The 12,758-nt window shown below is 45.9% G+C and carries 14 protein-coding genes; all 14 read right to left on the reverse strand.

The window, feature by feature from the left end:
- Positions 1–179: 179 nt before the first annotated feature.
- Positions 180–1,607 carry a PTS glucose transporter subunit IIBC gene (gene ptsG / locus RH86_RS18830; RefSeq protein ID WP_009387979.1) on the reverse strand — a complete coding sequence of 476 codons (1,428 nt, stop codon included), beginning with the start codon at positions 1,605–1,607 and terminating at the stop codon, positions 180–182.
- Between the two features lie 446 nt (positions 1,608–2,053).
- A complete protein-coding gene (locus tag RH86_RS18835) occupies positions 2,054–2,821 on the reverse strand; it encodes a TatD family hydrolase (protein ID WP_009387980.1) in 768 nt (255 codons plus the stop codon).
- Positions 2,812–3,774, reverse strand: coding sequence for a DNA polymerase III subunit delta' (gene holB / locus RH86_RS18840; RefSeq protein ID WP_009387981.1), 963 nt, complete (start codon positions 3,772–3,774; stop codon positions 2,812–2,814). Before holB ends, RH86_RS18835 begins: the two co-directional genes overlap by 10 nt.
- Positions 3,774–4,406 (reverse strand): dTMP kinase, encoded by a 633-nt coding sequence (tmk, locus tag RH86_RS18845; RefSeq protein ID WP_009387982.1) that lies wholly within the window; start codon positions 4,404–4,406, stop codon positions 3,774–3,776. The genes holB and tmk overlap by 1 nt, the downstream gene beginning before the upstream one ends.
- Before the next feature lie 3 nt (positions 4,407–4,409).
- A complete protein-coding gene (gene mltG, locus RH86_RS18850; protein ID WP_009387983.1) occupies positions 4,410–5,426 on the reverse strand; it encodes an endolytic transglycosylase MltG in 1,017 nt (338 codons plus the stop codon).
- Positions 5,423–6,226, reverse strand: a complete 804-nt coding sequence (gene pabC, locus RH86_RS18855; RefSeq protein ID WP_009387984.1) for an aminodeoxychorismate lyase — start codon at positions 6,224–6,226, stop codon at positions 5,423–5,425. Before pabC ends, mltG begins: the two co-directional genes overlap by 4 nt.
- 134 nt (positions 6,227–6,360) lie before the next feature.
- Positions 6,361–7,602 (reverse strand): beta-ketoacyl-ACP synthase II, encoded by a 1,242-nt coding sequence (gene fabF, locus RH86_RS18860; RefSeq protein WP_005595966.1) that lies wholly within the window; start codon positions 7,600–7,602, stop codon positions 6,361–6,363.
- Between the two features lie 93 nt (positions 7,603–7,695).
- Positions 7,696–7,929 carry an acyl carrier protein gene (acpP, locus tag RH86_RS18865; protein ID WP_005595964.1) on the reverse strand — a complete coding sequence of 78 codons (234 nt, stop codon included), beginning with the start codon at positions 7,927–7,929 and terminating at the stop codon, positions 7,696–7,698.
- A 239-nt stretch (positions 7,930–8,168) separates the two neighbouring features.
- Positions 8,169–8,903, reverse strand: a complete 735-nt coding sequence (fabG, locus tag RH86_RS18870) for a 3-oxoacyl-ACP reductase FabG (protein WP_038219961.1) — start codon at positions 8,901–8,903, stop codon at positions 8,169–8,171.
- Between the two features lie 35 nt (positions 8,904–8,938).
- Positions 8,939–9,862, reverse strand: coding sequence for an ACP S-malonyltransferase (gene fabD / locus RH86_RS18875; RefSeq protein WP_009387985.1), 924 nt, complete (start codon positions 9,860–9,862; stop codon positions 8,939–8,941).
- Between the two features lie 72 nt (positions 9,863–9,934).
- On the reverse strand, positions 9,935–10,888 hold the full coding sequence (locus RH86_RS18880; protein ID WP_005595958.1) for a beta-ketoacyl-ACP synthase III: 954 nt from the start codon (positions 10,886–10,888) through the stop codon (positions 9,935–9,937).
- A 5-nt stretch (positions 10,889–10,893) separates the two neighbouring features.
- Positions 10,894–11,919 carry a phosphate acyltransferase PlsX gene (plsX, locus tag RH86_RS18885; RefSeq protein WP_005595956.1) on the reverse strand — a complete coding sequence of 342 codons (1,026 nt, stop codon included), beginning with the start codon at positions 11,917–11,919 and terminating at the stop codon, positions 10,894–10,896.
- Between the two features lie 9 nt (positions 11,920–11,928).
- Positions 11,929–12,099 (reverse strand): 50S ribosomal protein L32, encoded by a 171-nt coding sequence (gene rpmF, locus RH86_RS18890; RefSeq protein ID WP_004737376.1) that lies wholly within the window; start codon positions 12,097–12,099, stop codon positions 11,929–11,931.
- A 48-nt stretch (positions 12,100–12,147) separates the two neighbouring features.
- Positions 12,148–12,675 (reverse strand): 23S rRNA accumulation protein YceD, encoded by a 528-nt coding sequence (gene yceD, locus RH86_RS18895; protein ID WP_005595954.1) that lies wholly within the window; start codon positions 12,673–12,675, stop codon positions 12,148–12,150.
- Positions 12,676–12,758: the final 83 nt, after the last annotated feature.

The following is a 12,758-nucleotide window of genomic DNA, read 5'->3' on the forward strand; positions in this document are numbered from 1 at the left end:
CGAGAAAGCGAGAAAGCGAGAAAGCGATCATTAGGGTGGTTTGGTTGCCCCTACGGAGTCAACTCAAAATAACAAAAAATCGCATTTTCCACCACAACAAACGGCAATCCCCAGACGTAAAAAAGGAGGCTAAAGCCTCCTTTTATATTGATACCTATAGGGGAAGGTATTGATATCGATTAGTGGTTACGAATCCACTCATCCATGTCAGTTTTTAGGTTGTCAGACTTAGTACCGAAGATAGCCTGAACACCACCAGCTACAACAACAACACCTGCTGCGCCTAGCTGTTTAAGTTTGTCTTGGTCAACCGCTGCAGTATCTGCAACAGCAACACGTAGACGAGTGATACATGCATCAAGACCAGTGATGTTTTCTTTACCACCGAACGCTGCAACAAGCTCACCAGCCATTTCTGAACCAGTTACTGCTACTGCATCCTCTGAATCATCTTCACGACCTGGCGTTTTTAGGTCAAGTGCTGTGATTACAGTGCGGAATACGATGTAGTAAATCGCAGCGTAAGCTAGACCACAAGCAACCATCAGACCCATTTTTTGAGCGTGACCAGATAGTACTAGGAAGTCGATCAAACCGTGAGAGAATGAAGTACCGTGTACAAAACCTAGCGTGTTAGCCAATACGTATGCAGAACCCGCTAATAGCGCGTGGATTGCGTATAGGATTGGCGCTACGAATAGGAATGAGAATTCGATTGGCTCAGTGATACCGGTAAGGAATGAAGTCAAAGCAGCTGATGCCATGATACCCATTACTTTCGCGCGGTTTTCAGGTTTAGCACAATGAGCAATCGCGATTGCTGCCGCTGGTAGACCGAACATCTTGAACATGTAGCCGCCAGCTAGCTGACCGAAGCCATTGCCTGCTGCACGAGAAACTTCGTCAGCAACTAGGTAACAAGTAAGAACACCGTTTTGTGTTTCGCCAGCTGCGTTTACACAAGTACCCGCTTCAAAGAAGAATGGTACGTTCCACACGTGGTGAAGACCGAATGGGATAAGTGTACGTTCTACAACGCCGTAAATACCAAACGCTAGTTGTGGGTTTTGGTGTGCAGCCCAATCAGAGAATGCTGAGATTGCACCGCCAACTGGTGGCCATACAACAGATAGCACAACTGCAAGACCGATCGCTGTAAAACCAGTGATGATTGGCACAGCACGCTTACCAGCGAAGAAACCAAGGTATTCAGGAAGCTGAATCTTGAAGAAGCGGTTGAATGCCCAAGCAGCCACACCACCAACAAGGATACCACCAAGTACACCTGTGTCGATTTTCTCAACACCCATCACACCAGCCATTACGCCAAGTGTCGCGGTCATGATGCCGTAACCAACGATTGCAGCAAGACCTGCTACACCGTCGTTATTTGTAAAGCCAAGCGCTACGCCCACAGCAAATAGCAATGCCATTTGACCGAAGACTGAGCCACCCGCTTGTTCCATTAGATTAGAAACGATATCTGGGATAAAGCTAAGATCGGCTGCACCCACACCAAGTAGGATACCTGCAACAGGAAGTACTGATACTGGTAGCATCAGAGACTTACCTACTTTTTGCAGGTTAGCAAAAAGGTTCTTAAACATGTATATGCTCCTGAAAGAATTATTAGAGTTATCTGGGCTCTAACGGCACACCCCCGTAGCCTAAATGTTAGCACCCATAGAAAATGTAACCACTTGTTACGTTATATTTTCCGGCTCTAAATATATCTTGATACTCGCCGCACTTTCTAGGCGCTTGGTCAATTTAATTTCAAAGTAATAGATAGATCACACGCATTTTTTGCAAATGGAATGGATTACACCAACACAAGTAATTGAATTTTATGAAAAATATAGGGTGTATAATTAATTTTACTGGGTAAATAAAATAGACCTAATTGTTATTTTTTGTAACGAATTTACAATTCATAGTGAAGCGACCAATAAATTCAACATTTTTGGTAAACATGATGAGTGTAAACGTTTAGCTGTGATTTCAAGCACAAAAAAAAGGAGCTTCAGCTCCTTTTTTAAACAATGAATGATTTCTATCTCAAAAAAAGATTTCGGAAATTTTCGCTGGTTTTTTGGCCAATCTCGCTTAAGGATATACCGCGCAGTTGAGCAATGTATGCCGCGACCTCAACCACATAAGCAGGCTGATTCTGTTTTCCACGATGTGGCACCGGCGCAAGGTAAGGAGAATCTGTTTCAATCAATAGGCGATCCAAAGGCAGGGCTTTTACTACCTCTTTCAGCTCGGTTGCCTGTCTGAATGTTACGATACCTGAAATGGAGATATAAAATCCCAGCTCCATCGCCGCTTGAGCAAACGCTAAGTCTTCAGTAAAACAGTGGATCACACCACCGCACTTTTCTGCCCCGCCTTGACGCAAAATATCGAGGGTATCTTCACGGGCATTGCGAGTATGAATGATCAGTGGCTTGTTAAGCTCCACCGCTAACGCAACTTGCTGCTCAAAACGCTGCAGCTGAAGTGCTTTGGTTTCCGGTTGATAGTGATAATCAAGGCCAGTCTCACCAATCGCCACCACTTTGGTGTGAGAAGCGTATTGATGCATCAACTCAAATGAAAAATCACTTTCAACGTCCAAAGGATGAACACCGCATGACGCATAGACGTTATCGTAAGGTGCGATCATTTCCATCATATTAGGAAACGCATCTAGGGTAACACCAACAGACAGTAGATCAGTGACATTCGCCGCCTTCGCTTTCGCCACAACGTCACCAATTCCTTGGTGCAAATCTTGATAATCCAGTTTATCGAGATGGCAATGAGAATCTACAAACATACTTCCCCGTTAAATTTAATTAGCCAATCTAGAATAAGTAGCTCTCGGTTAAGCCCCGAGTGCGTAGTAAGCTGCTCCATCAACTCGCGTAATGCTTCTGACTGAGTATAGAGCAAGTCATAACTCACCTGTTGTGCAAGTGCACTCGCCCCAGGGATCGCGGTCGGTAAAGCCAGACCGAAATGACACTTTTGTGCATCTGTCAGCAAATACCACAACCAACTCAGTGACTGTTCAGTTTCAATTGCCAGCTCCTTAGCCAATTTCACCACGTCACCTTGTTGGCGAGTCACCGCTAAAAGCTGTTGTTCAATGGCTTGGTAGCGACTTTGCTCTTTACCTTCAATAAAGCGCAGGGTTTGCAACGGTGAATGACCATTAAGGTGCGCGGCATAAACAGGCACCGGCAGCTCTGTCTGTTCAGCCAACCATTGAGTTAACACGACTGAATCCGGCTCTCCAACATGCCATTGTTGGCAACGACTAGTGATGGTGGGCAATAACTGACTCGCGGAGGTCGCGACCAATAAAAATAGGCACTTTGCTGATGGCGTTTCCAATGTTTTTAGCAAAGCATTGGCAGCCGATTCGTTCATCGCTTCTGCAGGCTCAATGACAATCAAGCGATAGCCCGCGAGTTGAGAAGACTCTTGTGCAACACGATTACATTGACGAATCTGATCAACCGTAATGGCTTTGCCTTCTTTTTCCGGCACAACTCGATGAAAGTCAGGATGGTTGCTCGAAGCCATGAGCTGACAGCTATGGCAAAAACCACACGGCTCTGCTGCATAATTGCTGCACATTACCGCCTGACTGAATTGACTCACCAGTTGATCGACCCCAAGACCCGCTTTAGCGATCAACAAAGCGGCATTAGGAAAACGATCTTGCTCTAAGTGCGCTTGCCATTGCTGCCACAGTGGTGCGAACCAAGGATAAAGCGGTGACATTAGTTTGATTCCAGCCACTGTTGCAGTGCAGAGTGAATATCCGCTGCGACTTCATCCATGCTTTGATTGGCATTAATGATGACCACAGAGTCATCACTATTCGCGATCTCTAGGTAACGCTCTCGAGAGCGATCGAAAAAACTCATGTCCATTTTTTCAATGCGGTCGAGCTCACCACGTCCACGAGCGCGTGCTAAACCGATGCGAGGATCAATATCGAGATAGAGAGTAAAGTCAGGCTTAAAAGCCCCTAGCGTAGTATCGCGCAGTGATTGCATGGTTTCACGAGCAATTTGACGACCACCGCCTTGATAAGCTTGAGAAGACATATCATGGCGATCACCGACCACCCAAGTCCCCGCAGCAAGCGCAGGTTTAATTACATTTTCAACCAGCTGGACACGAGCTGCATACATCAGTAGCAGTTCGGTCATATCTTGCAGCGTTTCACCTTCATGCTCTTGTTTCACCAACTCACGCAGTTTTTCAGCTAACTGAGTGCCGCCAGGTTCGCGAGTATTTTGGATAGAATCAATTCCCGCCGATTGCAGTGTTGCAAGGACCGCTTGGATAGCAGTGCTCTTACCCGCCCCTTCAAGGCCTTCAATAACGATAAATTTAGCTTGGCTCATGAGTTATTTATTACTTCTTAATTGTTTTAAGTAAGCGCGAACCGCTCGGTTGTGTTCGGCCAACGTTTTCGAAAATACATGACCACCCTTGCCGCTCGCGACAAAGTAGTAGTATTTACTGTTTTCAGGATTCAATGCCGCCAAAATTGACGCTTCACCTGCCATCGCGATTGGCGTTGGTGGTAATCCTGAGATGGTATAGGTGTTGTATGGTGTCGGCGTGCGTAGATCTTTCTTACGGATATTACCGTCGTACTTATCGCCCATGCCATAAATCACCGTTGGATCGGTCTGCAGACGCATGCGCTTGTTTAAGCGGTTAACAAACACAGACGCGACACGTTCACGCTCTGACTCCACCGCAGTTTCTTTTTCGATAATCGACGCTAAGATCAGCGCTTCATAAGGTGTTTTCAGCGGCAATTTCTCTTGGCGCGCTTGCCATGCTTCATCGAGTACCGATTTTAATTTGTCTGATGAACGTTTAAGAATATCGAGATCTGACGTTCCATAGGTGTAATTGAACGTTTCCGCCAAAAATAAACCTTCGAGCTTATCGTGTTCAATACCCAACTGTTTCGCGATTTCCGCTTCCGACATGTCTGTCGTTTTATGCTCGAGGTATGGCGCATTTGCTAAAATGGTTCGCCATTCACTAAAGCGAGATCCTTCAACAAACGTCAGGGAAAATTGATGCTCTTTGCCGGTCTTAAACAACAATAACGCCTGAGTCAGATTCATCTCTGGCGTGATCAGGTAAGTTCCCGCTTTAATTTGCGTCAGTTCAGGATGAAAACGACGCACTAGTGGCATCACATCATTAGATTCAATCAGTTTGTCTGAAATAAGCTGATTAAGCACGCGGGCAAAACTGGAACCTGGCTGAACGGTAAAAATTTGCTCTTGTGACAATTGCAAAGGTTGGCTAACAAACTGTTCAACTTGCTTAGTCACATAGAAAAAGGCGCCTGCGGCGATCACCGCAAGTAAAATAAGCAAAAAAGTGATCTTCTTAATCACGAGGCTAACATCTCCTGAATACGTCGTGTCAATGTTCCTATAGGGAACATATGACTTTCAATCGCCCGAATAGGCACTGCGCCCAATAAAGAATTAGTAATAAACACTTCATCGGCATCTAATATATGGCTCAAATCATATTGGCCGATTGCAACACTCATATCTGCACTTTGCACAAATTCTAACACCACTCTCCTCGCGACACCCGCCACGCCCGACATAGCCAAGCTTGGAGTATAGAGTTGAGCGTCTTTGCGCCAGAAAACATTCGCCATACTGGTTTCAATAACATGGTTATTAAGATCCAGCACCAAACCATCCATCGCACCCGCGTTCTCCAAATCCGCTTTAACCAGAATCTGTTCGAGTCGATTATTATGCTTATGGCCAGCTAAAAGTGGATTAAGCCCTAGCTTAACCTGACTCACGCCAAGCGTTATTCCCTGTTGTTGCCATTGCGGATAATGTGCAGGATAGGCAAAGTCGCTAATAGTAACATTAGCGGCACTCACTTGAGTAGGGCTATAACCGCGCCCCCCTTCACCTCGGCTAATATGTAATTTCAATCCAGCCTTTGAGTCGAGGCTCGCAGCCTGCATCATCCACTGTTTGACCTGCTGCCAATCCGGCTGTTCAATTGCAAGCGCGGCTAAGCATGCTTGCATGCGCTGTTTATGATAGGGCCACTGGCAAAGCTTGCCATGCTCGGTAAGCACGGTAGTAAAGCCACCGTCACCGTATTGAAAAGAACGATCGAGAAGAGAAATTGAATCTGCAGGTTGTCCGTTAAGCCAAAACACAATCAGTCCCTAAAATAAAAAACGGCCCAATGCCAAAAGCATTGAGCCGTTTTATCATATCTTCTAACTTTACCCAAGATAATTGGACTTACCGCGAACAACGCTGCGAGTCCTGGTATCTTGGGTTAGTGCGATTAAATCTTTTTGAAGACCAGTGAACCGTTCGTACCGCCGAAACCGAAAGAGTTACAAATCGCATATTCCATATCTACTTTTTGAGCAACATGTGGAACAAGATCGATATCTAAACCTTCTTCTTGGTTATCGAGGTTGATCGTTGGTGGTACGATTTGATCAACAAGAGACAACACAGTAATGATCGCTTCAACTGAACCTGCAGCACCCAATAGGTGACCTGTCATTGATTTCGTTGATGATACTTTTACTTGTTTCGAGCCTTCTTCACCAAGAGCACGTTTAACACCCTTGATTTCCGCTACGTCACCTGCCGGTGTTGATGTGCCATGTGCGTTTACATAACCCACTTGAGTACCAACAATGCCTGCGTCACGCATCGCCGCTTCCATCGCAAGCGCACCGCCAGAGCCATCAGGCGTTGGAGAAGTCATGTGGTAAGCGTCACCAGACATACCAAAGCCAACAAGCTCAGCATAAATCTTAGCACCACGCGCTTTCGCGTGTTCGTACTCTTCGAGAACCATCATGCCTGCACCGTCACCAAGAACAAAACCATCACGGTCTTTATCCCAAGGGCGAGAAGCTTTTTGTGGCTCATCGTTACGAGTCGATAGTGCTTTTGCCGCACCAAAGCCAGCCATACCAAGAGGCGTAGACGCTTTCTCAGAACCACCTGCTACCATTGCGTCTGCATCGCCGTAAGCGATCATTCGAGCCGCATGACCGATGTTGTGCAGGCCAGTGGTACACGCTGTTGAGATAGCGATGTTAGGGCCGCGCAAACCACGCATGATAGATAGGTTACCCGCAACCATATTTACGATGGTTGATGGTACAAAGAATGGGCTAACTTTACGTGGACCTTTTTCGATCAGTGCATCGTGACCTTTTTCAATCAGGTCAAGACCGCCGATACCCGAACCAATCGCTACACCCACACGAGGAGCGTTTAGTTCATTAATTTGTAAGCCAGAGTCATCTAGAGCTTGAATGCCTGCTGCGATACCGTACTGGATAAATAAATCCATTTTACGTGCATCTTTCTTAGACATGTACTCTTCGCAGTTAAAGTCTTTAACTAGGCCAGCAAAGCGAGTAGAGAAATTAGTAGCATCAAAGTGATCGATATTAACGATACCGCTTTGACCTTCGAGCAGGGCTTTCCATGATGATTCAACAGTGTTGCCTACCGGTGACAACATACCCATGCCAGTGACAACAACACGACGCTTGGACACGATTTTATTCTCCGGGAAATGAAATGATTCTATGAGAGAGATAGAAGAGTTAAAAAAGAACTCAGGCGGCCAGAAGGCCGCCTGGGGGAGATATTACTGAGCGCTGTTCACGTAGTCGATTGCAGCTTGAACAGTAGTGATCTTCTCAGCTTCGTCGTCTGGAATCTCAGTGTCGAATTCTTCTTCTAGAGCCATTACTAGTTCAACAGTGTCTAGAGAATCAGCACCTAGATCGTCAACAAATGAAGCTTCGTTTTTAACTTCTGCTTCGTCCACACCTAGCTGTTCAACAATGATTTTCTTTACGCGTTCTTCGATGTTGCTCATTTTTCTTTTCCTTTACAGATTTCGCCTAATGCGATGATTCCGTAGTTTATTAGAACTATTGAAAGTTGCAAGGGGGACCTTGCTGGTCAAACCACAATTTTAGCGATTTTAACCGAAATTCAATACAACTTTGACTTAAGTCATGCACAATTGTTGTGCAAATCAATAGCAAGTTTCACACTTTACTGATAGAAAGACGTTAATCTGGACTATCAGCAAAGCTTTTTCGAACTTGGCTATTAAACCATATACATGCCGCCATTGACATGCAAAGTTTCACCTGTGATGTACGCCGCTTCTGGCGATGCTAAAAATGCAACAGCCGACGCAATTTCACGAGGATCACCTAGACGACCAGCAGGAACGTTAGCAAGTGTCGCTGCTCGTTGGTCATCATTTAATGCTTTAGTCATGTCAGTTTCAATGAAACCCGGAGCGACAGTGTTTACCGTTACGCCACGTGAAGCGACTTCGCGTGCCATAGACTTAGTAAAGCCAATCACACCCGCTTTTGCTGCTGCGTAGTTAGTTTGACCTGCGTTACCCATCGTGCCAACTACCGAACCGACGTTGATGATACGACCAGCACGCTTTTTCATCATGCCACGTAGTACTGCTTTAGACATACGGAAAATAGGCGTTAAGTTGGTATCGATAATATCGTTCCACTCATCGTCTTTCATGCGCATAAGCAGGTTATCACGGGTGATACCAGCGTTGTTGACAAGAATATCGATCACACCAAACTCATCATTGATGGTTTTTAGTGTCGCTTCAATAGACTCTACATCAGTTACGTTTAGCGCGAGACCCTTGCCATTGTCGCCAAGGTATTCGCTGATTGCCGCAGCGCCGCTTTCAGACGTTGCAGTACCAATTACCGTAGCTCCGCGCTCAACAAGAAGCTCAGCGATCGCACGACCGATACCACGGCTTGCGCCAGTCACTAGGGCAATCTTGCCTTCTAGATTCATCATTATCTTCGTTCCTTTCGATTTCTTAGCAGTGTTTACTTTGCCGCTTCAAGCGACGCAATGTCGTTCACTGCTGCTGCATCTAGTGTCTTAACAATACGTTTTGTTAGACCAGTCAGTACTTTACCAGGACCAACTTCAAACAGTTTTTCAACACCTTGCTCACTCATCAGTTCCACACACTCAGTCCAACGAACTGGGCTGTATAGCTGGCGAACGAGCGCAAGTTTGATTTTTTCAGGTTCTACTTCAGCCATCACATCAACATTATTGATCACTGGTAGCTGAGGAGTGTTGAATTCGATTTCTTCTAGTGCAATCGCAAGCTTGTCGGCTGCTGGTTTCATTAGTGCACAGTGCGATGGCACTGAAACAGGAAGCGGCAGTGCACGTTTCGCGCCCGCTTCTTTACACAATACGCCTGCGCGCTCAACCGCATCTTTGCTGCCTGCGATAACCACTTGGCCTGGTGAGTTGTAGTTTACTGGAGAAACCACGTCACCTTGCGCTGCCTCTTCACACGCTTTTGCAATTGCGGCGTCATCAAGACCGATGATCGCGTACATTGCACCCGTACCTGCTGGTACCGCTTCTTGCATTAGTTGACCACGTAGCTCAACCAATTTAATCGCTTGTTTAAAGTCGATAACACCCGCACAAACCAGCGCTGAGTACTCACCTAGACTGTGGCCAGCAAGGTTTGCAGGCTGCTCTAGGTCAAGCTCTTGCCATACACGCCAAATCGCTACTGACGATGCCAATAGTGCAGGTTGAGTACGGAAAGTTTGGTTTAAATCTTCTACAGGACCATCTTGAACCAAAGCCCAAAGATCGTAACCTAGTGCTTCAGAAGCTTCGGCAAAAGTTTGTTTAACTACGTCATATTGTGCGCCAAGCTCTGCAAGCATACCTAATGCTTGTGAACCTTGACCGGGAAATACGATAGCAAACTTGCTCATGTTCTTTTCCTTAAAACAAAGTAAGAAAGAAAAGATGCACCTATGTGCACCTTAATTTTGAATTCTGTTGACTTAGAACTTAACGAGCGCAGAGCCCCAAGTAAAGCCGCCACCAAACGCTTCTAGTAGTAACGTTTGACCACGTTTAATACGACCATCACGAACCGCTTCATCCAGCGCAGTTGGTACTGTCGCCGCTGAAGTGTTGCCGTGCTTATCAAGCGTCAGCACAACTTGGTCTAGTGACATCGATAGCTTTTTAGCCGTCGCTGAAATGATGCGGTAGTTCGCCTGGTGTGGTACCAACCAATCCAATTCAGACTTGTGCATATTGTTGGCTTCAAGCGTGTCTTTAACAAGCTTAGAGAGCTGTGTTACCGCCACTTTAAAGACTTCATTACCCGCCATGTACAGCCACTTATCAGCATCTGAACCATCACGAGCAGCAACCGGTAGACTTAATAAATCACCAAACGCACCATCAGCATTAATATGAGTCGACAAGATGCCCGGCTCTTCGCTTGCGCCAACGACAACCGCACCCGCAGCATCACCAAATAGGATAATGGTAGAGCGATCCGTCGGGTCACACGCTTTCGACAATGCATCAGCACCAATCACCAAGATGTTTTTACACATACCCGTTTTAATGTGTTGATCAGCAATAGACAAAGCATAAACAAAGCCTGAACATGCCGCTGCAAGATCGAATGCTGGGCAACCTTTAATGCCTAGCATGCCCTGAACCTGACATGCCGACGATGGGAATGTATGGCTGCTGCTGGTCGTCGCCACGATGATCATATCGATATCGTTTTTGTCGATAGCGGCCATTTCGATCGCGTTTAGCGCGGCATGGTAAGCCATGTCGGCAACAGTCTCATCTTCAGCAGCGATGCGGCGTTCTTTAATACCAGTACGAGCGACAATCCACTCATCTGATGTGTCTACCATTTTCTCTAGGTCTGCGTTAGTACGCACCTGAGATGGCAGGTAGCTGCCAGTACCTAATATTTTGCTATACATGAAGACTAATAGTGCCTCTCGAGTAAAACCGCTTCCAAACGATCGCTAATACGGCTTGGTACCTGTCGTTTGACCTCATGCAGGGCTTCGCCAATTGCGTTGACGACCGCCTCTACATCAGCACTTCCGTGGCTTTTTATTACAATGCCGCGCAATCCTAGCAAACTTGCGCCGTTATACTGGTCGGGGTTCAATGTTTTTAGTTCATTAAATAACCCAGAAAACAATTTTCTTGCAATCCAGCCCTTTATTGATGAAGCCATCATATACGATTTCAATCTATCAATAAAAAGTTGCGCGGTTCCTTCGCATGTTTTTAAACAGATGTTACCGACAAAACCGTCGCAAACAACGACGTCAGCGGCATCATGCAATAACTGATTACCTTCAATATAGCCGACAAAATTGACCGACTGGGTTTGCGATAGCATTTCCGCACAACGCTTGACAAGATCATTACCTTTTATTTCTTCAGCGCCGATATTGAGAATCGCAACCCTAGGCGGGCGTTGTAAGTATTGTTCAGCGAGAGCACTGCCCATAATGGCAAATTGAAATAGCGAATCGGCGTCACTCGACACGTTCGCGCCGAGATCCAACATCCACGTTCGATTGCCAGAAACGGTTGGCAGTGCAGAAACTAATGCTGGTCGTTCGATACCCGGTAATAGCTTTAGACGAAAGCGTGACAACGCCATCAATGCGCCTGTATTACCCGCACTTACGCATGCATCAGCCTGGCCGACTGAAACGAGATCGATCGCTCGACCCATAGAGCTGTCTTGGCCATTACGTAATGCTAGAGAAGGTTTTTCTGAATTGGAGATCACTCGGTCACAGTGTTTAATGCTCAGCCGAGCATCTGGCTGATAACCAAGATTAGATAATTGAGATGTGATCGAAGTCCGATCACCTAGTAGGACCACTTTTAGCTCTGGGAAATACGACAGTGCCTGCACGGCGGCAGGCACTGTAACACGGGGACCGAAATCACCGCCCATTGCATCAAGCGCAACGGTTATATTATGCAAAGGTCAACCTTACTTGTTGATAACCTTTTTGCCGCGGTAGAAACCTTCGGCAGTCACGTTGTGACGTAGGTGAGTTTCACCTGAAGTTGCGTCTACAGAAAGTGCAGCTGTAGTAAGCGCATCGTGTGAACGACGCATGCCACGCATTGAACGTGATTTCTTGCTCTTTTGTACGGCCATTGACCCTACTCCTATGTAAATTCCTAAAGATACTTACTTATTAATAAGTTAGCGCTTTAAGCTTTTTAAGATATCAAATGGATTCGGTTTCTTTTCTTCCTCAATTTCTTCAGGAATTTCACCAAACACCATGTTATTTGAGTTAACGCTACAATCCGCTTCGTCATGCATTGCTACTAGAGGCAATCCAAGGATGAACTCGTCTTCAACTAATTGAATAAGATCTACTTCACCGTACTCGTTTAGATCTACCAAATCGTACTCTTCCGGTGCTTCTTCTTCACTCTTCTCGCTGTAAACAGGAGTATAAGTGAATTGAACTTCACACTGATGTGCGAAAACCTTATTACAACGTTGACACTCTAAATCAACTTCGACGTTAGCTTTACCAGAGATAACGACGAGTCGCTGTTCATCAAGCCCAAATGACAATGAGACTTGCGCGTCGCGTTTTACGCCTTCGGTTGTTGCACTTAAACGCTTTAGGAGACTGGTTTGAATGATACCATCTATATCCAATCGCTTTTGAGCAGTTCTCGCGGGATCAACCGTTCGCGGTATTTTTACCTTTTGCATAGGGCGCAAATTCTATCTTCCAAATTGTTTAGAGTCAAAGAAAAAGGCTAAAAAGTTATACTTTTTTTCCTTTCCACCAAGAG

This window comes from Vibrio sp. N418, from assembly GCF_000222565.1.
Lineage (GTDB): Bacteria > Pseudomonadota > Gammaproteobacteria > Enterobacterales > Vibrionaceae > Vibrio > Vibrio scophthalmi.